Origin of the sequence: Treponema sp. OMZ 803 (genome assembly GCF_024181165.1) — a bacterium.
In the GTDB taxonomy this organism is placed as follows: domain Bacteria; phylum Spirochaetota; class Spirochaetia; order Treponematales; family Treponemataceae; genus Treponema.
Genome location: NZ_CP051195.1, coordinates 2,587,957 through 2,610,885 on the forward strand (window position 1 = coordinate 2,587,957; position 22,929 = coordinate 2,610,885).

Sequence of the window (22,929 nt, forward strand, 5' to 3'; positions counted from 1 at the left end):
ATCGGGGAGACTTCCCCCACCAAATACCCAACTAAAAAAGCCCCACTTCTTCCATATCTTTTTCCAACCTTTTATGCTATACTCCTCTCTCTTATGAATACGGAACATTTAAATCCTGAGCAGGCGAAGGCGGTCAATACGATTAACGGGCCGGTGCTGATTATTGCGGGGGCGGGGTCGGGGAAGACGCGCGTGATTACGTTTAGGATTGCGCACATGCTGGAAAGCGGGATTCCTCAGTCGCAGATTTTGGCGTTGACTTTTACGAACAAGGCGGCGCGGGAGATGGAGCAGCGGATTAAAGAGCTGACGGGTAAGAAGTTACAGAATTTAACGATTAGTACTTTTCACGCGCTGGGGGTGAAAATCCTGCGGGAATATATTGACCGGCTGGGCTGGCGGCAGAACTTTAGCATTTACGACGAGGTAGACCGCAATCAGCTGATTAAGGAGTCGGCAAAGGAACTGAAAATTGCAACGGAAACGCTCGATGTGTACGGTGTGGGGACGCTGTTTTCTCAGATAAAGACGGGGCAGAAAAACTTTACGGCGCAGACGGCGGTGTATCGTCCGCTGTACAACGAATATCAAGCGGGACTCAAGCTGTTTAATGCGGTGGATTTTGACGATTTGATTATGCTGCCGATTAAACTTTTTACCGAACATCCCGATGTGCTTGCGGTGTACAAGAACCGCTACCGGTATGTGATGGTGGATGAGTTTCAGGACACGAGTATTCAGCAGTATCAGATGATGCATTTGATTGCGGATGATAATGTCTGCGTGGTAGGCGATGATGATCAGTCTATTTATTCGTGGCGGGGGGCGAATTATGAAAATATCCGCCTGTTTGAAAAGGATTTCCCGCATCTGGTGGAGATTAAGCTTGAGCAGAATTACCGTTCCACCGGTACGATTTTGGCGGCTGCGAACGGGGTGATTTCGCACAATACCAACCGGAAGGAAAAAGCGCTGTGGTCGGGGAACGGCTCCGGTAAGCCGATTGAAATTTTTATTCCGGAGAATGAGGCGGCAGAGGCTGATTTTATTGCGGACACCATCCTTACGGAGAAGCTGCGCGAGAACCGGAGCTATGCGGACTTCGGTGTTTTGATCCGCACCAACGGCTTAGGGCGCGCGATTGAAGAAGCCTTCCTCGATGCCAATATTCCGTACCGGATGTCCGGCGGCACGAGCTTTTTTCAGCGCAAAGAAATTAAAGACATTATCAGCTATCTGCGGGTGATTGCGAATCCCGACGATGATATTAACCTCTTGCGTATTATCAACACACCGCGGCGCGGTATTGGGAAAAAAACACTGGAAGTGCTCTCCGCAATCGCAACGGAAAAGGAATGCTCTATCCGCATGGCGATTCATGCGCTGCTTGAGCGTCCGCCGGATGACTTCCGCGAAAAGAGCCTTGCCGATTTGGAGGAATTTGTCGAGCTGATAAGTTCCGAACGGAAACAGCTGCTTTCGGGAAAGGGCTTGGCAAACAAGGTACGGAAACTCGTAGAGCGCATTCAGTATTTTGATTATTTGACGCAGGAATTTCAGAAAAACGAAAAAGCGGCGCGCTTTAAGTTTTTGAATATCGAAAGCCTCTTGCAGTCCATCGACACGTGGGAGACAAACCCCGACAACTTTGACCCTTCGCTGTATACTTATCTCAATCGCATCACACTGTTGAGCCGCGATGACCAAAATGAGGAAGATACCGGCGAGGTGAATATCATGACCATCCACGCAGCGAAGGGATTGGAGTTCCCGGTGGTGTTTATCGCTGGCGCCGAGGAAGGCATTATTCCCCATGCCCGTAGTATGGAAGAAAATGCGGGAGATGTGGAAGAAGAGCGCCGCCTGTTCTATGTCGCCATTACCCGCGCCCGCGACAAGCTCATTATTACAAGCTGCCGGACTCGGCGTAGGCAAGCAGGCTTGCTGGAGTGCAGCCCCTCACCGTTCTTGGAAGAAATTCCTGCGGAGCTGGTGCAGTACCATGAGCCGGACACCGAAGCTGAGGAAGAAGACATCGCCAAGATGTTTGCCCAGATGAAGAAGAAGTTTTCTATGTAAGATGTTTATACTTGTAAAAACCTGTGAACTGATATATAGTAAAGTCCATGTTAGTGGATGATAGAATTATCGCTGAAATAATCGTAAGAATTGGGCGGCATTACAATGAAAATATCGCAACGCGTTTCTTACGTCCTTTGTTTGCACAAATTCTTTCTAATATTGATTTATCACGACACATAGTTGATTTGACCGAACATTCCGATGATTTTGTCTTACAAGGGTTTCATCTTGATGACCTCTATTATGACATTATTGCGCTTGCCCGTTTTATCTATTTAGTCCGGCGCGATGTCCTCCCCAATATTAATTCGATTGCCGAAGCAAATACTAAAATGGCGACTGCCGATAAAGTGTACCGCAATATGGCATTCAGTAATCTGGCCCCGAACCTTAACTTATTGTCTTCAATGGTGCTTGAACTTTACCGCGCAACACTCCAATATGATACAAAAATGGCTGGACGCAGCAAGACTGTGGCGAGTCGTATTACAAGCTTGGCCGACATAGAACGCCTGTTGACGGGTACCGGTATAGATGATTAAAGGAAACTATATGACTGCTGAAGAAAAATTGATACAATGTTTTAAAAATATCAAAGATCACATTCCGTACCCCCCTAAGATCGCACTAGTGCTTGGCTCCGGACTGGGTGATCTGGCGAACGAATTGGAGATTGACGCGGCTATTCCGTATGCTTCCATTCGTAATTTCCCGCTTTCTACAGCACCGGGACACCGCGGCGCATTTGTATTTGCAAAAATAGGAGAAATTCCTATCGTTATTATGCAAGGGAGAATCCACTATTACGAAGGATATCCGATGACCGATGTGGTGCTTCCTATCAGGATTATGAAAATGATGGGGGCGGAAATCCTCTTTTTAACCAATGCGGCAGGCGGGGCGAACAAAAACTTCAGCGCAGGTAATTTTATGCTGATTACCGATCATATCACCTGCCTTGTGCCTTCTCCACTCATCGGGAAAAACTTCGAAACACTCGGTGTGCGCTTCCCCGATATGACTCAAGTTTATGATAGAGATCTCCGAATACATATCAAAGCGGCAGCAGATGCCTTGCATATTCCCCTGAAAGAAGGGGTATATTGTCAATTCACCGGACCGGCTTATGAAACGCCGCAAGAAGTTCGCCTGGCAGGGATGCTCGGCGCCGATGCCGTTGGTATGAGTACTGCTGTAGAAGCAGTCGCTGCCCGCCATGCCGGTATGCGTGTTTGCGGCGTCTCGTTCATTTCGAATCTTGCGGCAGGTATGAGCAGTTCCTTATTGAGCGAACGAGAAGTGCTGGACGCAGGGGAAAAAGCAGCTCCGCTATTTAAACAACTGGTATTAAACAGCATCGGCCGCATAGGAAAAGCATAAAACGGAATTTATTCTTTCGGAAAACGATGCCGGCAGGCGGCTTGACCGTGTAATCAGAAAATTTCTGGCGGACACTCCGCTTTCGACGTTGTATGCAGCAATCCGTAAGGGCTCCATCCGCATCAACGGCAAGCGAACAGTGCTTAACTACCGGACAGCAGTAGGCGATACATTATCGATTTCCGAAACACTCCTCTCTGCTGAAAAACGACCGGTATGGAAGCAATCAGCACCCGGTGAACAAAACCATATCTCCGGCAAACGGTGCCGTGTCTCAAGCAGGCAAACTCGCATTCATACCGATATCCCGATCTTGTTAAAAACAACCGACTTGCTCATTGTCAATAAGCCGGCGGGAATTCCCGTACATGGGGAACACAGCATTGACACGCTACTTTCCGATGCTACGGCACAATTATCCGCCGATATACCGCCTTCTACCAGCTCCGCTAGTCATCCTCTGCGAAGCCTTTCTTTTAAATCAGGGCCGTTGCACCGGCTGGATAAAGATACTACCGGTGTGCTCTGTTTTTCGCAGACACTTGCCGGAGCGCAATGGTTTTCTCAATGTCTGCGGGAAAAAACGGTAGGCAAGTACTATTTAGGCGTTGTACGCGGTAATCTGCAAACACAGCTTATTACCGTCGAAGACGAAAGCGCTAAAACTATCACGCAATGTTATTCGCTGAGCTACAATAGAGGGATTGATGCGTCGCTGATACTGTTTAAGCTTATTACCGGTAAAAAACATCAGATACGAAAGCATAGCGCGAACGCAGGCCATCCGTTGGTTGGGGATCGTAAATACCGCGGTGGGAATCCGCTGCCTACCTGCAAGCACTATTTACTCCATGCGTGGCGGTTGTATTTTCCCGCCTCAAGACCGGCGGATATGCCCGCTCTTATTGAAGCTCCGTTTTTTCCCGAAATGCAAACTTCTCTCAAACAATATTTTTCAGGTTGGAGAAAAGCAGCATCCGCCATTCTTACAAATCAAACTCGAGCAGCTGGCAATTTTTAATTTCCAATCGCAATAATTCCTCTGCTGAGAAAGGCTTAAAATACGTATAAATAGCCGCTGCCATCACGCCATGGCAGACAAAAAGAATATTACCGGCTCCTGTATGTTTATCCTTTACGTCTTCTATAATACTGTATGCACGGTGCGCCACCTGTGCAAAGGATTCACCCGCAGGAAATTTTAAAAAAGGATTTTTATGAATATATAAAAACTCGGGACTATTCCACGGTTTTCCTTCGAAATCACCGAAATTTATCTCTTGTAAGTGGGTATTAGGAATAGCCGTAAGCTGTAATGCCTGTTCAATATATACTGCCGTATCCCTCGCTCTTTTGAGCGGAGATACATAAATTGTCGTGATATTATTTTTTTCTTTATCTTCTTTTAACCGAGTGGCTACGGATTGCGCTTGTAGCCGCCCCTTTTCCGTTAGCATAGATTCCGAAACGCCGCATGCCAATTCTTTTACATTCCAGTCTGTTTCGCCGTGCCGCACAACAAAAAGCTTCATACTGTAAAGTATAAGCTGATTCGGCCTTCACGGCAAGGGGATAAAAAGCCTTACAGGCCTTACAGACTGTAGTTGAATGTTTCGGCAATCACCGCTTCACCCAAATCAGCACGAGCAAGCGAAATTGCTTGAGTTTTTGTTTTAGCTTTTGCAGTATGGGTAAAGGTAAATCGGTTTATTTTCCGCGCCTGTTTAAAATCCCAAATAGATACATCAGCCCGTATGGTACAGGTAAACATGATATTATCTTCTGTATTTACCGTAATATATGTTCTTCCGAAAATAAAACGATCGACAGCAGCGCCGATCTTCGCCTGCGCAGCACGGATAACAGAAGTGTCATCCGCATTAGCAAGTTCACGATATTCATCAAGCCCAACCCTAGTAAAACCGCGTTTCATAAGCCCCATAAGAAGTCGTGTCGAGGTTGTATTACTGGAAAAAATAGGCGCATTATTTTCATCATAATCAAGAATAGCAATAATAGACGGTATCCGTTTCTCCGTTGTTGCAACTTTATAAGGGAAGAAAACGGATAGATTATCGTCTGCGCCATTAATTAAAGCGGTATCCGCTCTTACCGGGTAAAGACAAAATAAAAGTTTCCCATCACATGCTCGATTGGGGGTGGGTGGTGTAAAGTATAAAAAACCATCGGAATCCGTCCGTACAAACTCTCTTTTTAAACTGCTGCCTGTACCGGCGGATGGGTAGAGAACGGTGATAGGATAATTATCAAGCGGGAACTGTTTTCCGGGTATGGTAATGACAATACGTGCTGTAAATGGCTGTGTGAACGGAGATCCGGCATTCACAGGTGCGGGTTTATTGATCACCTCTATGGAAATAGACTCCAATAACGGTTTTATTCGATTGCGAGCATCGATAAGGCTCGCATCAGCTTCTTGCCCATTGCACGATTCATAAATAGTACTAAACAATGCAAGCCCTTTATGTACATCGTGATTTTCAACAGCCTGTGTAAGCCCTGAAAGCAGCCGTACAGCTGTTTGCGTCTCTGACGATGTCTCGGTAATTTTATTACCCAATCCCTCTGTTTGAGAAGATCGTTTCGAGTATTCTTGTTCAGAACCTCCACTTAGGTCCGTTACCGGTGATACAGTAATACCTTGTGCGGCACTGGACGCACAAGAAATGGATAACAATAAAAAATAGCAGCAACACAGTACAGATACTATACGATACATACACTAACGCCTCAATTTCGTAGAAAAAATCAACTCTTATATCGGATATTTTATAGAATCCTTTAGGAATACAACGGACAACCGATACTCACAATAACACGATATATTACGTCGGTAAGAAATTCTTTGGGGGAGGAGAGTCATGCTTGATACGTTAGAAGTAAAGTTCTTGCTTATTATTTTAGTAACTACGGGAATTCTATTCATTATTGTCGCTTTCTTCCTTGGAACGAAGATTGGTAAACTCATTGCCAGCAGACACCTCACAGCAGAAATTAAAACAGCTCGAGAAGATGCCATTAAACGGTCGCGAGCCGTACTAAACGGACAACTCTCCGAACAATTTGCGGCGTTCTTCCCCGGCTTTCCTGCCGATCCGACTGAAATTCGGTTTGTTGGAAAACCGGTCGACTTTGTCGCATTTCCGGGGATGTCGACTGGAACAATTAATGAAGTGCTGTTCGTCGAAGTAAAAACCGGCAATGCGGTGCTCTCAAATATTGAGCGTTCATTGCGCGATGCCGTCGAAAAGAAGAATGTCCGCTACACCGAGTACCGTATACCCAGTGTAGCAGAATAACCTCCAAACTTTCGCGGTCTTATGCAACGAAGCTTTCAAGTTCGTGCTGATGACCTATCGACTGCAGCCGTTCAAGCGCCTTTTTTTCGATTTGGCGAATACGCTCTTTGGTTAAATTAAACCGTACACCTACTTCTTTTAACGAAAGCTGCTCATACCCGTTTAAGCCGAAGCGGTAGCGGAGAATCTCTGCCTCCCGTTCTGTCAAGGATGCGAGCAACGCATCGACATTCTCACGGAGATCGATATCAAGTGCATAGCTTTCAGGCTGCATATAGCGGGTATCTTCAACAAAATCGCCGGTACTGGCACCGTTGTTATCATTAAATATCGGTGCATCCAAAGAAACGGGGTCACGGGCAGCATTCATAATTGTCCGTACCATTTCAGGTTCAATGCGAAGATCTTGAGCGATGGCTGTAAGTTCTTTATCTTCCGGTTCACTTCCGCTCTTTCCCATAATCTTGCGGGCTTTTTCAATCTGTACCAACTCGTTTGCTCTGTTTAACGGAAGTCGAATCATGCGAGATTTTTCGCAGATAGCTTTTAAAATTGCTTGGCGAATCCACCATACCGCATACGAAATAAACTTGTACCCCTTATCGGGATCAAAACGGTCGGCAGCATTCATCAGCCCGATATTACCTTCGCTGATTAAATCCATAATCGGGATATTCTTATTTTGATATTTTTTTGCGACATTGACCACGAATCGTAAATTCGATTCAATCAGTATTTTTTTTGCCTTTTCATCTCCGGCGGCAGCTGCTTTTGCGTATTTTACCTCGTCTTCTACCGACAACAGCGGTATCTTGTTTATCTCTCTCAAATAAGTTGCAAAGATATTATTATCCGTACGCGTATTCTGTATTCTTTCCATAAGTCAAAACTCCTTGCAAATGAAGTATACGGTTTTCCGGTGCAATGCAGCGGGAACTCGCCGATCAATAAGGTGCTTTATCAATCACCTTGATTAAACCCTGTATATCAATTATTAAAGCAAACAAGATGCCAAGTTTTTCTCTATACAAATATGGCATAATTAAGGCAAAAACAGCTACAAAGTCGCCTTATTACGGACATTTTAGACATGGAATCATAAAAATAGGAAAAAAACTTGCCTTTTTACATCTTTGTTTGTATATTTAACTCAACCTTATACGGCTCAAATGACACACTCAGTATGAATAAAAGTAAAACTGGGTTAAATTGACACAGTCGTATCCGGTTAAAATGCCCCCGGATGCCAAGCGGGGCATATTTTTTTGCTACCGAAAAGTACATTATGATAGGAGGTTCTTACATGAAAGTACGGCCATTAGCAGACCGTGTTTTAGTAAAAGTCGATAAGGTAGAAACTAAAACCGCAAGCGGAATTATCATTCCCGATACCGCACAGGAAAAAACACAGACGGCAGTTGTCGTTGCCGTCGGCGATGATAAAGAAAAGATTAAGGTATCGGTCGGTCAAAAAGTGATGCATGATAAATATGCAGGGACACAAATTAAGATCGATGGCGAAGAATACTTGATATTAAAGGCTGGCGATATTGTTGCTGTAATTGAATAATTACGCCTACGCTGTTACAGCGCAGAGCCCAGCCGAAAAACGGCAGATATTAACTGCTCCGCGCGAATGAACCGGTATAGCCTAGAGGTATACCGGTTATTTTTTATACGCTGAAACTTAACGACCTTGCTCCAAATAACGCGGAGTAAAAATCTTATCGGGTATATTCATATTATATTGCATTTTTATAATGTTAATGGTTGTCGATGTATTTGTTGCAAGAGTGGTCATTTTAGTAACCCGCGGGGTATCCACACCTTGGGTTGTCTCGTAATTGCTCATTTCCATGATTTTTACCAATACGTTTTTTCGATCATAAAAGGCAATTTTTACCAGATGTTTGGTATTTTTTTCTACCCACACATTGGTTTTAGAATATTCCGATTTTGTATCCTTAGGGATACCTTCAATAACATAACAGAGAGTTCCGCCATACTCTTCTTCGCGCAGCAGTTTATACATATCCAAACTGCTGTCCCGCTGCAAATACGACATGTCATTATATGAAAAATCGGTACCGAGAAAACTTTCGGTTCCTTCCGACTCACCGGTAATACGGCGTACTTTTCCAAGCGAGGGTAGATAAATCCGCTGATCGGTAACTCCGTCTTTTGCAATCATCAAAAAACGTGTCCCCTTTACATTTGCAGGCGCTTTGATTTCCAAAAAGGTGCGGTGATCATTTTCTTTTTGCACGGAATATTGATCGACTAATAGTTCCGCCATCGTCGTGCCGTTTCGTTGGATTTCCATCTTTGCCCGCGTCCCGATTGTTTCAATCGTTATTTTTGACGGAGCTCCCTTCATAATGGATTCAGCGGTTTCTTCGGCAAAAAGCACTGTGATGCTGCAGAGCAATAAAAAACAAAGCATTAGTAATTTTTTCATCGTTATATACCTCCATAAAAATCTTTTAAAAAGATATCAAAGCCTACGGTTCTGTACTATCCCCCGGCAGCGGCTTCGTAATAAACCGCGGCTTTACAATCGAAAGAATGGTCGGTAGTACCGTTAAGCTTGCGAAAGAGCTCGTCGCCATTACCAAGGCAATCAGCAAGCCGAGTTCTGACAGCATATTAAACTTTGAAAGCATTAAAACGGCAAAGCCTGCTCCGACGGATACCGCATTAAACAGGATTGCTTTGCCCGAACCGTAGAATGTATGGATAAGAAAATTCCGGTCGTCGCGCCGTTTGGTATATTCATGATGATAAGCCGCCAAATAGTGGATGGTATAATCGATACCGATACCGATTGCAAAACTCGCGACCATCGCCGTCCCGATATTGAGTTTTATACCGACAATTCCCATAAACCCGAAGTTCAGCGCAACGGATATCATCAGCGGGATAATTCCGATAATACCGGCGATAATAGACCGGTAATAAATCGCTAAAATGAGAAATACGATACCGAACGATACCGCCACGGAAATCAGCTGAGACTGTACCACAAGGGTATTTAACGACTGTTCGATGAACATTGAGCCGTTTGCTTCTACGGATATGTCCTTGGGAAAATTGGCCTTAACATACGCCATTATCGCTTGCAAGGCTTGTTCGCTATCGTGTTGACCGACCGTTCTGAGCTGAATATTTACTTTAAGCGTAGCAGGGGTATGTATGTCATCGATAAAATCCTGTACGTTACCACCCATAAGCAAGAGGTAATTTTGGATAAGCATTGAAAGTTCTTCCTGCGTCTCTTTGCCGTATTTTTGAGGATCCGTAGGAATTTCGTAGTAGGCAGCGCCTTTATAATTGATATCTTTCTTTAACGCATCGACCAATTCGGTCGCGGAAACATATCTGCCGTGGCGGGCTGCTTGAGCAGCTGCAAGTTTTTCGATGACTTCGGGAAAAGTATATACCGGTTCTTTTTGTGTTTCCATAGTAGCATGCCCTGTTTCACTGGATGTCGAAACGGGCGGTTCCGAATCACTCCATGAGCCAATATTATCAAAGCCCCATGAGGTGTCAGCATCTCCGAAGTCGCCAAAATCTCCAAACGTATCTTTTTCTCCCTTTTCGGTAGAGTTTGCACCGGTAGGCGTAAGTCCTGCCGCAGGCGCATCCGCGTTATACACTTGATTGAACCGTTTAATAACATCCGCCAGTGAGGTAACTTTTCCAACTTCGGGAATATTTTCTTCCGCATATACGGCAAGAGAATCGATTGCCTGCAATACGTCAGGGCGGATAACATCCCCTTGTTTCTCTCCCTTTATAATTAAATTCAGCAATTTAGAACCGCCGAAATTTTCGCGGATAAAGGTATCGGATCGAACGACCTGTACATCCGGTTCAAAGTATTCCATTAATACGTTATCGATAACGAGTTTTGAAATTCCCAACCCCGCAAAGATGATACAACCAAGGCTGATCAGCAGCACGCTCCGTTTATGTGCATGGACAATCATCAGTGTATCGGCAATAATCCGATCGATAATACCGGTATGGCTCGGTTGAACGCCGAAACGCCCTCCGATGGTCGGATTACGGGGGCCACGCAAAATAAGAATTGCCGGGATAAGCGTTACCGCAACGATAAAGGCAGAAAGTACACCGAAGCTCGAAAATATACCAAACTCAAAAATGGGGACGACGCTTGTAAAGCAGAACGAGACAAAGCCTGCAAAGGTCGTAAGCGCCGCTAAAAAAACCGGCGGAATAACCCGTGACATAGCTTCAACAATCTGCGCTGAGTGAGTTTCTCGAGAGATTTCCTTACTCTGTGTTACTTCATCAAAATAGTGATTGATAACATGGATGCCATACGCACTGCCGACGGCAATCAGAATAACGGGCAGTACCGTCGAAAGGATGGTCAACGGAATTTGCAGCAACGCCATCGCACCGATTGCCCAAATACATGAAATAATAACGGTGAGCAGCGGCAAGAACACGCCGGTAAATCTTCTAAACGAAAAAAACAAGACCCCCGCCACTACGATGACGACGATAGGCACAAGGAACATTAAATCATGACTTGTTGCTTCGTTGACAATTTCGCTGAATACCGGCGCTCCGGTTACGTAGGCAACGGAATCCGGAAAGTCCCATTCCTCCGCGATACTCATCACTTTACGACACACGGCAATCGTTTCCGGTGAGCCGCTTTCTTCTTGTTTTACATTAAGGAAGATAATAGTCTGTGTTGCTTTTAAATCGTCGGAAACCAAACTGCGGTTATAGGTATCCAACGAGCGAAGTCGTTCGGTAATTGTGTTCAATTCTTCCGGCGAACCGGTTAAATGTTCCGGCACAAGTTTTCCACTTACAATTGAATCGCCTGCAGCTTCGATATGGGTTGTCGTCGTAAGCGAAACGACACTTTTTACAAGTGGCAACGCAAGCAATTGCTTATCCAACTCCTGCATCTTTTCTAAAAATTTATAATCAATTATCGTTGAATAACGCCGTTGAATACCGATGAGGAGCGGTACCGAATCCCCGAATATCTTTGCCATCTCGGCATCTGCTATTCGTGCAGGATCGCTTTCCGGTATAAAACGAAAATTATTATTATCAAATCGGATACGCGGAAGCTGCAACGCAAAAAAAAGCGTAATGCCGAGTATAATACCTAAAATAACACGAGGATGTTTGTATAGTTTTTTAACCAGTGCGTTTTTCAAATTCATAAGCACCTACTTTGACAAGCGAGATACTCTAAAGCTAAGATATTTAAAGAATCCCGAAAATTAATTAAGAGTCCCTATACTATACTCCCATCCGAGTAAAGTCAAGGTTGCGCCTTACCTTGACGGATGGACGAACCAGTTCCGGTTTTTATCACTTCAATTTTTTGTGGAATACGGCTTTGCAGTTCGCCGACATGAGAGATGATGCCGACCATCCGGTTCCCGCGTATTTCGTCTAAGATGCTGACGGCGTTTTCCAGGGCTTTTTCGTCGAGCGATCCGAAGCCTTCGTCGATGAACATCGAATCTATTCTGATGCCGCCTGCCCGTGCCTGAATGGAATCGGCAAGGCCGAGTGCAAGGCTGATGGAGGCCATAAAGGTTTCCCCGCCGGAGAGGGTCGCAGAGGGGCGGCATTTACCGGTGTAGGCGTCGGCGATTTCCAAATCGAGGCCTCGGTATGCGTTCCCTGTGCCGTGCTCTTCGCTGACTGCAAGCCGGTACCGTCCCTCGCTCATCCGCTCAAGCCGTTTATTTGCAAACACGGTTACTTCGTGCAAAAAGGCGGAAAGAATCCACGTGTCGAACTGGAGTTTCCGCGGATTGCTGCCGCAGAGGTCTTTCGCAAGGGTTACCCAATTTTGCGCCTCCGCCGTTTTGACTGTGAGGGCTTTTGTCAGTTCCGTATGCTGGGCGTGCAGTTCCTCCAGCTTTGCTTTCTCCGTATTGAGGACTTCGAGCCGCGCCTGTATTTCATCATACCGTTGGCGCAGGGCTTCGACGGCGGTTTCCAGCTCATCGAGGTCGCGCGGCTCCGTCGCGGTAACGTCTTTTTCCAATCCGGCCGCCGCCTGCTTGTACGCCGCGTACTGCTCATAAAAGGTGTCGATTTCGGTTTTCCACTGCGCAACTTCCGGTTCGCTGCACACGGCTTGCTGTAGATCTTCCAAATCGGCAAAACCTTCCTTTATATACGCGGCTTCGAGTTGTGTTGTTTTTTCGCTGCGCTGCTGTGCGCGTTCCTTTCCGTGCGTTTCCGCTGTGGAAAGTTCTCCGCGGATCCGTTCAAGGTTTTGCGTTGCTTCGGCAACATCGGTATGGTAGGCGTTGATAGTCAGTTTGAGTTCCTGCAGCAGCGCTTCGCATTGCTCCAACGCGGTTTCCGCATCGGGGACTTCGTATTGCTCCGGTGCAGTATTGCCGATAGGGGCATCGGGGGCTTTGGCTTTGCCGCCGGTTCCCTGGTTATCCAAAATTTCCGTATCCGCGCTCAGCTGAACGCTGCGCAGGTTTTCGGGCAGCTGAGAAAAAGCTTGGTCAAACTGGCGGCGTTTTTCTTGCAGCGCGGCAGAAACTCCGCTTAAGCGCTGTTCCGCGCTATGGTGCTGCTGTGTACATTCCTGCCGCTCCCGCTGCAAACGGCGGGTTTCTTCTTCCAGCGTTTTGTGTTCGGCAAAGGCTTTGCGGGATGCGTTGTACGCTTGCACCGCCTCGTTGATCTGCTGAGCGGTTTCCTTAATGCGGCTCTCTGCCGCATCCTTTCCTTCCGGAAAGGGCGCCGCGCTGCATTCTTTATACCGCAGCTGTAAATCAGCCGCCGCTGCCGCCCGTTCATCTATTTGTTTTTGATAATTTGTATACGAAGCCTCCGCACCGGCGAGCGCCGTCTGTGCTTTTTCTTTTTCATGTTGCAGTTTTGCTGCGCTCCGTTTTGCCGCTTCTATCCGCTCGTCAAAGCTGAACGCACTTTGTGCAGCTTCTTGAGCCGGTGCGGGGTGATGTACCGAACCACAGACGGGGCAGGGAGAGATGTTCTGCAAGCGCCGCCGCTGCACGCTGCCGTTCCGCCGCTTTTTTTTCTTCTTCTATTTTATTGATCTGTTCCGTTTGAATATCACAGTCGCGGGCGAGCTCCGCAAGCTGTGTCCGCGCATTATCCGCGGCCTGCGCATAGCTGTGCAAAAAGGTATTGAGCTGTTCCTGTTTGCATAACATATCGTGCAGCTGTTTTTCTATGTCGAGCCGAGTTTGCAGGCTGCGGTAGGCGTGTTCCCGCTCGTCAAGCGCATCGACGGCAGGAGCAAGGGCTGCGGTTTTTTCCGTAACGGCGGCGAGCTGCGCTTCGATGCGTTGCAGTTGCGCTTGGGCGGCGGCGGCGGCGCGTTTCAGGTTATCTTCTTCGGCTTGTTCCGCTCCGATTTCCTGTTCCAACACGGCGGCTTTCCGCAGCGAGTCGATGACGGCATAGAGGTTGTCCCGCTGCTGTTCTTTTGCGGTGATCTCGTTGTGCCGTTCCTGCAAAGCGTTCATACGGGCGGTCAGTTCTTCCATGCGTTCCCGTTTTTCCCGTATCTGTCGTTCGTCCGCCGCACATGCCGCTTCCAACTCAAGGAGCTGATTTACGTGGACGGCGAGCGGGGCCGCCCGCTGCGCTTTTTCGATCTTCGCTTTTAAATTTCGGATATCCTCTTCGCGGATGCGGCATGCTTTCAGCTCTTCGGTAACCCGCTCCAGCTCTTTTCGCTTCTCTGCGAGTATTTTTTCCTGCTCAAGCTCGGTATTCTTTGTCTGTAAGGCGGTCAGGATACCGCCGTGTTCATCCCTGATACGGTCAATTTCGTTCAGCAGCTCTGCGCGGTCGCTCTCGTAACGATGGTAGACAAAGCGGGTATGCAGGGTTTCAAGGTTTGCTTCTATTGTATGCGCTTCCTGCTGCAGTATATCTGCGCGGAGCTTCGCTTCCTGCATCAAATCCGAGTACCGTTTGATAGGAAACAAGTGCATCAACGTCTCTTTTTTATCGCTCGACTGCGCCCGCAAAAACTGCGCAAATTCTCCCTGCGGCAAAAGGACGATGCGGCTGAACTCTTTGTCGGAAAGTTTAATCAGGTTTTGGATTGAAGCATCGGTTTCCCGCTTGTTAGTCGATGAGCGGTTTTCCCAGCTGCCGTTTTCGTAGCATTCGAGGGAGACTTCTTCCGGAGTTTCCAGCTTTCGGCCTTCTTTGGTATACGGCAGCTGCCGTTTGATTCGATACAGCTGCGCTCCGATAAAAAAGGTGAGTATGACATCGGAGATGGCGTAGTCGTCTGCAAAGTGGCTCCGCAAATTCCGCATAACGCCCGATCTTCCGCCGAGCGGTTTTCCGTAGAAAGCGTAGGAAATGGCATCGAAGAGCGTGGTCTTTCCGGCGCCGGTTTGTCCGTAAATTAAAAAGAGGGAGCCGAGGCTGTCAAAGTTGACGGTATGCTCGCCGGTAAAAGGGCCGATGTTGTGCAGTATCAGTTCTTTAGGTCTCATACGTAGTTTCTTTGCAGAGCTGTTCAAAAAGCTCCTGCTTCATTTGGTTTGGTTCACCGTTAATGACGATTTCAAAGCGGCTAAAATTTTCGGCTAACGTGAGCGGGTCTTCCGCCGTCCGTTCGCGGAGTGTCAGCTGTTCTTCCCCGTCCTGCTGTTCCCGATTCATAAAACTCTTTTGCCGGATACTCAGCAAAAACGGAAATTTCTGCCGAAGCAGCTGCATCGGGTGCGCAATAACCTCGGCATCGTTCAGGGTGATTTCCAGATAGCAGCCGCTCCATTCGTCGTAGCGGTTTCCGGTAAAAAACTCTTCAAAATTGCCTTCCAGCCGTTTGAGCGGGCGTTCGGAAATAATGGGTATCCGTTCAATGTTGAGCGGAGCCTTTGTGCCGTCTATAGCAGGCTGTAGGTTCTCCGCATCAAACAGTTCCCCACCGGAGTACGTTATCTCCTTGTCGATGGCGGTATTTTGTTTCGGTGTACAGTCGATATCTATCGAAATAACGCACTTTGCATCCTCCGATTCATCAAAGGAGTAGGGAAGGGGAGAACCCGAATAATACATTCTGTCGGTTATCCGTTGGCAGCGGTGCAAGTGTCCGAGCGCAACATAATCGAAAAGAAAAAGGTCGGGATCGACATATTCAGCCGTACCGATAAAGGTTCGCTCGCTGGAGGAACTCTGCCCGCCGACGGTAAAGAGGTGCGCCGCTAACAGTGCGGGTATATCCGGCCGTACCGCTTGTTTCAGTATGTGCGACGCAACCGCCGCCATTTCCGCTTGCGAATCATCCGCGGCGTGGCACGCTTCTTTTGTTTCTTCCGAAAAGGCACCGAAGTTTAAAAACGGGAGCAGGTATACCGTAAGTTTTTCTTCACCCTTGGTAAGAATCACCGGATCGGTAAGCCTGTTCGTATCCTGCGCAATATAGATACGCTGATTTTGCAATATCTCGCGGGCAAAGGCGAGCCGCTGCGCAGAATCGTGGTTGCCGGGAATGATAAACACCGCCGTATCGGGACAATCCTCCCGTATCCGTGCAAGGAACCGGCTGAAAAGCGAAACCGCTTCCGCCGAAGGAATGGCGCGGTCATACACATCGCCTGCGATAATCAACGCTGCATAGTCGTCCCGTGTAAGGATATCATGAATATCGTTCAACATTTTTTCCTGCAGGCCGAGCAACGGCGTTTCATGCAGCGTCTTTCCCAAATGCAGGTCGGCGGTATGGAGCAGTTTCATCCTTGCTACTGTATGACTAATATCCGGTTCTGTAAAGGGGCGGAAAAATTCCCAAGTATAAAAGGTGTGATATATGGGAACCTCTAAAAACTTTCGTTTTTTTAAAGTGTTTCCTTAGATTTAATTAATTTTTATTCTTATTTGCTACTTGCAAACTTTTTGCATTTATGTATACTTGCAACCGATTTGCAACTAGCATTGCAAGAGGAGTTTTTAATGAAGAAATTGTTTTTTACAGCAGTTTGTATGATGTTTTTCAGCATCGTCACGGTAAGTCTGTTTGCCGGCGGAAAAACCGAGAAAAACATGGAAGGAAAAGTTGCCGTTGCAGCAACCTTTGATGCGATGAAGGAACTCACGGAAATCGTGGGTAAAGATAAGGTGTATGTCCATACGATTATCCCGCCGGGAGTTGAAGCTCATGATTTTGAACCCAAGGCAGGAGATTTAAAGTTCTTAATGCAGGCAAAAGCCGTTGTTTACAACGGTTTGGGTATGGAACCGTGGCTTATGGATGCTCTCCATGCGGTGAAGCAGGATACGATAAAGACTATCTGCGCAAGTAACGGTATTAAACCGATCGAACTCGCAGAAGGGCACCATCATCACCACCACCACCACGAAGATGAGCACGATCATGATCACGACGAGCATGACCATGATCATGACGACGACCATGATGCAGTTGATCCTCATGCGTGGTTGAGCCTTGAGTCTGCTAAAGTGATGGTTAAGAATATCGCCGACGGTTTAAGCGAGGTAGATCCTGCAAATGCAGCTTTCTATAAGGGGAATGCCGCAGCTTTTATTGCGAATGCTGATGCGCTTTTAGCAAAATACCGCGATAACTTTGCAAAGGTAAGTCATCGCCGTTTTGTTACCGGACACGCGGCGTTCGGCTATCTTTGCCGTGACTTCGGGCTTGAACAGAATAGCGTGGAAGATGTATTTTCTGACGGAGAACCGAGTGCACAACAATTAGCAAAATTAGCAGATTATTGTAACCAATATGGAATTAAAGTTGTTTTCTCCGAAAATGCGGCCAGCCCGCAAGTTTCGGCAACCTTAGCAAAAGAAGTCGGGGCTTCGGTGCAAACAATTTATACGATTGAGTCGGCTGAAGACGGTTTATCCTATATGGAACGGATGACCTCTAATATAGAAAAAATTTACAAAAGCCTTGCACAGTAAGCTCAAACCTTATATGTTGGCTTAAGACAAACGACAGCAAGTCCCGGTGATAGTCATTGTATGGCCTTTATATCTCTCCTTTAGCCATACCGTGATTATCACCTTTTTTTTGCCTCGATACAATCACAATCCACCATTATTCTGCGGGGCTGCTAGAAAAATGACCTGATGCGTTTGCACGGCGCCTCATTGACAGATAGATAACTCTGCATAATAATGATGGAAAGGAACGTAGAGGGTTTATGCTCGAATTCTGTATTCTGTTGCTGTTTTCCGTCAGTTTAATTATCTGCGTTATTCTTCACTATTCGATTCTCTATGCGCTAATATTTGGCTATATACTTTTCTTTGCATTCGGCCTTATCAAGGGAGAAACGTGGAAGAAGATGTTCCGTTATTCCTTCCACGGGATCCTAACCGTAAAAAATATCCTGATAATTTTCATACTGATAGGTAGCATCACTGCAATATGGCGTGCGTGCGGCACCATTGCTTTTATCGTATATTATGCGTCTATGTTTGCGGCTCCGCAGATTATGGTATTGATCTGCTTTTTACTATGCTGCTTTGTATCATTTCTGATGGGCACGGCCTTCGGAAGTGCTGCAACTATCGGCATTATCTGTATGACATTGGCAAACAGTATGAATATCCCGGCCGTATACGCAGGCGGAGCCATCCTCTCAGGAATATTTTCGGAGATCGCTGCTCGCCGATGTCGTCGGGGGCGCATTTAATCAGTGAATTAACAGACACCGATATCTTTAATAATATTAAAACGATGGTGAGGACAGCGTTTATCCCCTTTATCGTAACAGCTGTTCTGTATGGCATCATCGGGATTATCATCAATTTCAGTGCAGAAAACAGTGTGCTCAGTAACTCAGGCATGGGAAATGGTATGACCTTTCATATTTTTGCCGATTACTATAACCTTTCGCTTTTTACGACTATCCCCGCCGTCATTATCATCTTTTTTTCGTTACTTAAAATCGATGTAAAAATAACGATGACGATAAGCTGTCTTGCCGGTTTGGTTTGTGCCATATTTTTTCAGCATATACATACGTCGGAGCTGGTGAAAATAATCTTTTTAGGCTTTCATCCTCAAGATACGGAGTTGGCAAAGCTTATGTCCGGCGGCGGTATTATTTCAATGATACGGGCGTCCATAATTATCTGTATTTCGTCCTGCTATTCAGGAATGTTTAAGGGAACTCATTTTTTTGAGGGAATGCAGCGGATTATGCGACGACTGAGTAACCGGATTACCGCATTCGGTAGTGTCCTTACCGCTTCCGTCTTTGCTTCGGCGATTGCCTGCAATCAAACATTGGCAATTATGTTGACTCATCAAGTTTGTGATGATCTTATAGAAGATAAAAACACCTTTGCCTCTTACTTGGAGGATACCGCCGTCGTCGTTGCACCGCTGATGCCGTGGTCGATAGCGGTAAGTATTCCGTTGGCTTCTATTGGCGCTCCAGCCACGGCTCTCTTATCGGCCTTTTTCCTTTATTTAATTCCATTGTGGGATCTTTTGGTGAATATCGTGCGACACCGCACACGTAAATAAGCAATATTTCAGACTCTGGTCTTATCTTGACAGTTATGTCAATAGATAAGATAATACATAAAGTATGTCTGTTGTAATTATCTCTCTTTTTATCATTATCGCAGTTGTTGCAGTTGTAACGGTCGCTATGACAGGCCTCAAAGGCCGCGGATCGTTATCAGTTGGCAAAAAAAATAAGGCCGCAGTGATACGCGAAGCAACAAAGCGGCTCGCACAAAATCCAAATGACAGCACCGCTCTTTTAATGGTCGGAGATATATACTTCCAGGATCAAGATTGGGAAAAGCATGCTTCTTATGCCCCCCTTTTAGATCAGATGAGCGAGCGCATCCCCTCGGAGCAATTTGAAATCAGTTTGCGGTACGGCATCAGCGCAATGAAAACAGACCGGTTTGTAGAAGCAAAAAAGGGGCTGTTACTAGCAAAAAATATCAATCCAAACCATTTTGAAATAAACTATAACCTTGGGTATATTTATTATATCCAGAAAGAATATGAAAAAGCAGTTCCATTTTTACGGAAAGCGCTGCTCACACAACCGGATAACGTGATGGCGTTAAAATATCTTGGCTACACGCTCCAAAGTTTACGGAAATATCAAGAGGCGCTCCCCAGTTTAAAAAAAGTATTGGATGTACAGCCGGATAATAAGGAAGCCCTCTTTGCGATGGGAGAGTGCTTTTATGAAGTCGGCTCAAACGATCAGGCATTAAAGATATTTACGCATTTACGAGTATCGCCGGAAGTAGAGCGCGCGCCTCTATACAGGTTTAATACGAATGCGTGCGGGTCAATTGGAGAAGTCGATCGAAGATTTTGAAATCGGCCTAAAACATGACGGCATTCCGTTGGATATCATGAATGAACTGCGTTATAATTTAGCTGCAGCACGGATCAAAACGCAGGACTTACAAAAGGCACTAATACAGTTAAAGGAAATCCAGACCGTCAGTCCGGGCTATAAAGATGTTGCATCCCTCATTATGCGGTATCAGGAGTTAAATCAGAATAAGAATCTTCATACCTATTTGATGGCGGGGCAGAGCGAGTTTGTCGGATTGTGCCGCAGGATTGTTTCGCGCTTTTTTCCAAACGCTAAAGTAAAGATCCTTGATATCAGCGTCCTCGCGACCTATACCGATATTGTTGCCGAAATCGACACGCCAAAATGGGCAGATCTCGTAATATTCCGATTCTTCCGTTCCCAAGGTTCGGTCGGTGAGCTTGTACTGCGTGATTTCCATGGCAGGATTAAAGAGATGAAGGCCGGTAAGGGGATTTGTATGACTGCCGGTACCTTTACAGAAGAGGCACGCCGCTTTACGGAAGGCCGCCCGCTGGATCTCTTTGATAAGAATCGCTTGAACAAAGTCTTAAACGCAATCGGGTAGTTTTCAAGACAAAAACTGCCGCGCCCCCAGCAACTGCATCAGAAATATTTTAAGTGGGTGTTTTCCTTCTATGCGAAATTTCATAGGTATAAGGTGAGCGTCTACAATGGCGCCGCTCACCTTAACCGTCAAGTTTTCTTTCGAAAACTTGCGCATTGATGTGTGCGCTTTTCGCGCACGAATGCAACAGTTTCCAAAATTCATATTTTGTTCAACCGTTGCATTTTACGGAAATAAAATTTCGCATATTTTTTCTAACAGGTGGTAAACGCATTAGGCCGAGTAGACAAAAATCGCAGAAAAATTGAGGCTAATGGTTAAAAATAAGTTTTGCGTTAGCCTTTTGAAAAGAGGTGAGGCAGATACGAGGCATGAACAAAAATTACCCACAGGCGTGCTTTTTGCACGTCGAGGACTAATTTTTGTGAAATAACGAAGTAGATGCCCGCCTGTTTTCAAAAGGAAAGGTTGAACAGCCCCAATCATTCTGCGGGGAACACGAACATTGTACTTCCTTGTACAATGTTCGTGTCAAGTTTTTCTAGCAAAAAACTTGCTGCTGATTAGTATCACCGCCATCCGTGGCGGATATGAAAAAGAATAAGGCCTAATGCGTTTACCGCTGCCGTATTTTTTGTACGGCAGTCTTTAATAAGGAATCTCCCGTTATCAAAAGCAGCGTCAAAATAATCAGTGCGAAAAGCGCGGCGCTGATAAAGAGCGGAAGTCCTTGTGCGATAATACGGGGGTATGCCGCTAACGGGTCGTAGAGCCGTGCTCCGAAAAAATACAGCGGAGCGGCGGCAATCAGCGAAAAAAGCAGTATCTTAACGGTAAAGCCGGTCGCCGATACAAGCAATGTACGTACATCGATCATCGAATCGCTTTTGGTAAGAAAATACAGCAGAAGGCCGGTGTTGACGGCGCTCGCAGCGGTCAGTGCCAACGCGATACCGCCGCCTTGCATAATGCTCGCCAAAGCCGCCGCAAGCACAATATTGATTCCGAAACACGCAATGCCTGCAATCGTGGGACGTTTGGTATCGCTTTGCGCATAAAAAGCCGAGGTTAAAATCCTGTTTAATGCAATAAAACAACCCTGCGATATGCCACTGAAAGGCCTGCAAGGTGAGCCGGACAGACTCGTCGGTAAAGCGGCGGCTCTTATACACCAAAATGATGACATGTTCACCCGAACAGAGCAGGAAAATCGTTGCAGGGACGGTTACCAGCGCAATAATCTTTGTGGCATTCAGCAAAAGTTTTTGAAATACTTCCCATTGCTTATTAACCGCATGGGCGGAAAGGTCGGGCAAGATAACCGTGCCGACGGAAACGGCGAAGATGCCGAGAATAAGTTCTTGTAACCGGATTGAATACTGCAAACTTGCCGCAACCCCAACTCCGGAATATGTCGCAAGCGCCGTGGAAACGAGGTCGTTGATTTGATACACCGCCGTACCTATCAAGGTCGGCACAATCAGCCGCAGTATTTTCCGCGCTCCGGCATTCTGTACACAGCGCCGGAACGGTATCAGCTTAAACGAAAAGCCTGCGCGCAGCACAAAGGGGAGCTGAAACAGCATTTGGCAGGAGCCACCGATTACCACACCGATTGCCATTGCAAGCGCCGGATTACCGCAGGGCTTTGCGAGTACAAAGGTACATCCGATAACGGACAGGTTAAACAAAATCGGCGTAATTCCCGTCGGTAAGAAGCTGCGGACGCCGTTCAATATCCCCTGAAAGAATGCCGCAATGGAGATAAGCAGCAGGTACGGAAACATGATGCGTGTCAAAAGCACCGTTGCGGAAAAGTCGCCGATTTTCGGAAAGAATACTGCAATAATCAGACCGCTGCACAAAATCCCGATGATGACGGTTCCCGTTACGGCAAAAGACAGCATGGTGAATGTTGCGGAAAGAAACTCCTTCATCGACGCCTTTGCATCCGGCGTATTGCGTTTTTCTTCCTCCAGATAGGTCTGGAAAGTAGGAATAAACGCAACGGTCATGCTGTTTTCGGCAAAGATACGCCTGAGCAGGTTGGGAATCATAAAGGCAACGGTAAAGGCGTCCGCAAGGGGGCCGGTGCCGAGGAAAGCTGATTTGGTCATTTCCCGTATCAACCCCAAAACCCGCGACACAAGGGTGAGTACGGACAGGCTGATACCGCTTTTGAGTAAAGAAGATTTCCGGTTCATAGATTATCGTTTTTGTTTTACGCGCA

General features: G+C 46.5%; 19 protein-coding genes and 1 pseudogene. 11 read left to right on the forward strand and 9 right to left on the reverse strand.

Annotated features, from left to right (window positions below):
* The first annotated feature begins 93 nt into the window (after nucleotides 1-93).
* The 4 genes from ABH09_RS11825 (at nucleotide 94) to ABH09_RS11840 (ending at nucleotide 4,483) form a co-directional block, all read left to right on the forward strand.
* Nucleotides 94-2,079, forward strand: coding sequence for an ATP-dependent helicase (locus tag ABH09_RS11825; RefSeq protein WP_253714563.1), 1,986 nt, complete (start codon nucleotides 94-96; stop codon nucleotides 2,077-2,079).
* A gap of 47 nt (nucleotides 2,080-2,126) precedes the next feature.
* Nucleotides 2,127-2,624 carry a hypothetical protein gene (locus ABH09_RS11830; RefSeq protein WP_162664523.1) on the forward strand — a complete coding sequence of 166 codons (498 nt, stop codon included), beginning with the start codon at nucleotides 2,127-2,129 and terminating at the stop codon, nucleotides 2,622-2,624.
* Nucleotides 2,625-2,634: 10 nt separating this feature from the next.
* Nucleotides 2,635-3,462 carry a purine-nucleoside phosphorylase gene (locus ABH09_RS11835; RefSeq protein WP_253714564.1) on the forward strand — a complete coding sequence of 276 codons (828 nt, stop codon included), beginning with the start codon at nucleotides 2,635-2,637 and terminating at the stop codon, nucleotides 3,460-3,462.
* A gap of 88 nt (nucleotides 3,463-3,550) precedes the next feature.
* A complete protein-coding gene (locus ABH09_RS11840) occupies nucleotides 3,551-4,483 on the forward strand; it encodes an RluA family pseudouridine synthase (RefSeq protein ID WP_253714565.1) in 933 nt (310 codons plus the stop codon).
* Here ABH09_RS11840 and ABH09_RS11845 read toward each other — a convergent pair.
* Both ABH09_RS11845 and ABH09_RS11850 read right to left on the reverse strand, forming a co-directional pair.
* On the reverse strand, nucleotides 4,449-4,994 hold the full coding sequence (locus ABH09_RS11845) for a histidine phosphatase family protein (RefSeq protein WP_253714566.1): 546 nt from the start codon (nucleotides 4,992-4,994) through the stop codon (nucleotides 4,449-4,451). The genes ABH09_RS11840 and ABH09_RS11845 overlap by 35 nt on opposite strands.
* Before the next feature lie 59 nt (nucleotides 4,995-5,053).
* Nucleotides 5,054-6,202 (reverse strand): hypothetical protein, encoded by a 1,149-nt coding sequence (locus tag ABH09_RS11850; protein WP_371922114.1) that lies wholly within the window; start codon nucleotides 6,200-6,202, stop codon nucleotides 5,054-5,056.
* A gap of 142 nt (nucleotides 6,203-6,344) precedes the next feature.
* Between ABH09_RS11850 and ABH09_RS11855 the strand changes: the two genes are divergently transcribed.
* Complete coding sequence (locus tag ABH09_RS11855) at nucleotides 6,345-6,782, forward strand: Holliday junction resolvase-like protein (RefSeq protein ID WP_253714568.1); 438 nt, start codon at nucleotides 6,345-6,347, stop codon at nucleotides 6,780-6,782.
* A gap of 19 nt (nucleotides 6,783-6,801) precedes the next feature.
* On the opposite strand, the gene ABH09_RS11860 is transcribed toward ABH09_RS11855, so the two are convergent.
* Nucleotides 6,802-7,662: a sigma-70 family RNA polymerase sigma factor gene (locus ABH09_RS11860; RefSeq protein WP_253714569.1), complete on the reverse strand. Its 861-nt coding sequence runs from the start codon at nucleotides 7,660-7,662 to the stop codon at nucleotides 6,802-6,804.
* 423 nt (nucleotides 7,663-8,085) lie between these two features.
* On the opposite strand from ABH09_RS11860, the gene ABH09_RS11865 reads away from it, so the two are divergent.
* Nucleotides 8,086-8,352, forward strand: a complete 267-nt coding sequence (locus ABH09_RS11865; RefSeq protein WP_006188806.1) for a co-chaperone GroES — start codon at nucleotides 8,086-8,088, stop codon at nucleotides 8,350-8,352.
* Between the two features lie 117 nt (nucleotides 8,353-8,469).
* On the opposite strand, the gene ABH09_RS11870 is transcribed toward ABH09_RS11865, so the two are convergent.
* The 5 genes from ABH09_RS11870 to ABH09_RS11890 all read right to left on the reverse strand — a co-directional run bounded on the left by ABH09_RS11870 (nucleotide 8,470) and on the right by ABH09_RS11890 (nucleotide 16,541).
* Nucleotides 8,470-9,240 (reverse strand): outer membrane lipoprotein-sorting protein, encoded by a 771-nt coding sequence (locus tag ABH09_RS11870; RefSeq protein WP_253714570.1) that lies wholly within the window; start codon nucleotides 9,238-9,240, stop codon nucleotides 8,470-8,472.
* Between the two features lie 43 nt (nucleotides 9,241-9,283).
* Complete coding sequence (locus ABH09_RS11875) at nucleotides 9,284-11,995, reverse strand: efflux RND transporter permease subunit (RefSeq protein WP_253714571.1); 2,712 nt, start codon at nucleotides 11,993-11,995, stop codon at nucleotides 9,284-9,286.
* Between the two features lie 101 nt (nucleotides 11,996-12,096).
* Nucleotides 12,097-13,815, reverse strand: a complete 1,719-nt coding sequence (locus ABH09_RS11880) for an SbcC/MukB-like Walker B domain-containing protein (RefSeq protein ID WP_253714572.1) — start codon at nucleotides 13,813-13,815, stop codon at nucleotides 12,097-12,099.
* A complete protein-coding gene (locus ABH09_RS11885) occupies nucleotides 13,727-15,295 on the reverse strand; it encodes an AAA family ATPase (protein WP_253714573.1) in 1,569 nt (522 codons plus the stop codon). The genes ABH09_RS11880 and ABH09_RS11885 overlap by 89 nt, the downstream gene beginning before the upstream one ends.
* A complete protein-coding gene (locus ABH09_RS11890; protein ID WP_253714574.1) occupies nucleotides 15,285-16,541 on the reverse strand; it encodes an exonuclease SbcCD subunit D in 1,257 nt (418 codons plus the stop codon). The genes ABH09_RS11885 and ABH09_RS11890 overlap by 11 nt, the downstream gene beginning before the upstream one ends.
* Nucleotides 16,542-16,757: 216 nt before the next feature.
* On the opposite strand from ABH09_RS11890, the gene ABH09_RS11895 reads away from it, so the two are divergent.
* From ABH09_RS11895 to ABH09_RS11915, 5 genes are all read left to right on the forward strand, one after another.
* Nucleotides 16,758-17,732, forward strand: coding sequence for a metal ABC transporter solute-binding protein, Zn/Mn family (locus ABH09_RS11895; protein ID WP_253714575.1), 975 nt, complete (start codon nucleotides 16,758-16,760; stop codon nucleotides 17,730-17,732).
* 242 nt (nucleotides 17,733-17,974) lie between these two features.
* Entirely contained in the window at nucleotides 17,975-18,469 is a 495-nt protein-coding gene (locus ABH09_RS11900; protein ID WP_253714576.1) for a Na+/H+ antiporter NhaC family protein, read from the forward strand.
* Nucleotides 18,448-19,308: a Na+/H+ antiporter NhaC family protein gene (locus ABH09_RS11905; RefSeq protein ID WP_253714577.1), complete on the forward strand. Its 861-nt coding sequence runs from the start codon at nucleotides 18,448-18,450 to the stop codon at nucleotides 19,306-19,308. Before ABH09_RS11900 ends, ABH09_RS11905 begins: the two co-directional genes overlap by 22 nt.
* A 64-nt stretch (nucleotides 19,309-19,372) precedes the next feature.
* Nucleotides 19,373-20,128, forward strand: coding sequence for a tetratricopeptide repeat protein (locus tag ABH09_RS11910; protein WP_253714578.1), 756 nt, complete (start codon nucleotides 19,373-19,375; stop codon nucleotides 20,126-20,128).
* Nucleotides 20,103-20,699 (forward strand): restriction endonuclease, encoded by a 597-nt coding sequence (locus ABH09_RS11915; protein WP_253714579.1) that lies wholly within the window; start codon nucleotides 20,103-20,105, stop codon nucleotides 20,697-20,699. The genes ABH09_RS11910 and ABH09_RS11915 overlap by 26 nt, the downstream gene beginning before the upstream one ends.
* A gap of 616 nt (nucleotides 20,700-21,315) precedes the next feature.
* On the opposite strand, the pseudogene murJ reads toward ABH09_RS11915, so the two are convergent.
* Nucleotides 21,316-22,903 (reverse strand): annotated as a pseudogene (gene murJ, locus ABH09_RS11920) (murein biosynthesis integral membrane protein MurJ).
* Nucleotides 22,904-22,929 lie beyond the last annotated feature (26 nt).

Bases quoted from the DNA above. Each gene is read 5' to 3' on its own strand.
- ABH09_RS11830 (WP_162664523.1), top strand. From the start codon at position 2,127: ATGTTAGTGGATGATAGAATTATCGCTGAAATAATCGTAAGAATTGGG.
- ABH09_RS11870 (WP_253714570.1), bottom strand. From the start codon at position 9,240: ATGAAAAAATTACTAATGCTTTGTTTTTTATTGCTCTGCAGCATCACA.
- ABH09_RS11850 (WP_371922114.1), bottom strand. From the start codon at position 6,202: ATGTATCGTATAGTATCTGTACTGTGTTGCTGCTATTTTTTATTGTTA.
- ABH09_RS11855 (WP_253714568.1), top strand. From the start codon at position 6,345: ATGCTTGATACGTTAGAAGTAAAGTTCTTGCTTATTATTTTAGTAACT.
- ABH09_RS11900 (WP_253714576.1), top strand. From the start codon at position 17,975: ATGCTCGAATTCTGTATTCTGTTGCTGTTTTCCGTCAGTTTAATTATC.
- ABH09_RS11910 (WP_253714578.1), top strand. From the start codon at position 19,373: ATGTCTGTTGTAATTATCTCTCTTTTTATCATTATCGCAGTTGTTGCA.
- ABH09_RS11860 (WP_253714569.1), bottom strand. From the start codon at position 7,662: ATGGAAAGAATACAGAATACGCGTACGGATAATAATATCTTTGCAACT.
- ABH09_RS11825 (WP_253714563.1), top strand. From the start codon at position 94: ATGAATACGGAACATTTAAATCCTGAGCAGGCGAAGGCGGTCAATACG.
- ABH09_RS11895 (WP_253714575.1), top strand. From the start codon at position 16,758: ATGAAGAAATTGTTTTTTACAGCAGTTTGTATGATGTTTTTCAGCATC.
- ABH09_RS11845 (WP_253714566.1), bottom strand. From the start codon at position 4,994: ATGAAGCTTTTTGTTGTGCGGCACGGCGAAACAGACTGGAATGTAAAA.
- ABH09_RS11885 (WP_253714573.1), bottom strand. From the start codon at position 15,295: ATGAGACCTAAAGAACTGATACTGCACAACATCGGCCCTTTTACCGGC.
- ABH09_RS11835 (WP_253714564.1), top strand. From the start codon at position 2,635: ATGACTGCTGAAGAAAAATTGATACAATGTTTTAAAAATATCAAAGAT.
- ABH09_RS11905 (WP_253714577.1), top strand. From the start codon at position 18,448: ATGTCGTCGGGGGCGCATTTAATCAGTGAATTAACAGACACCGATATC.
- ABH09_RS11875 (WP_253714571.1), bottom strand. From the start codon at position 11,995: ATGAATTTGAAAAACGCACTGGTTAAAAAACTATACAAACATCCTCGT.
- ABH09_RS11890 (WP_253714574.1), bottom strand. From the start codon at position 16,541: ATGAAACTGCTCCATACCGCCGACCTGCATTTGGGAAAGACGCTGCAT.
- ABH09_RS11865 (WP_006188806.1), top strand. From the start codon at position 8,086: ATGAAAGTACGGCCATTAGCAGACCGTGTTTTAGTAAAAGTCGATAAG.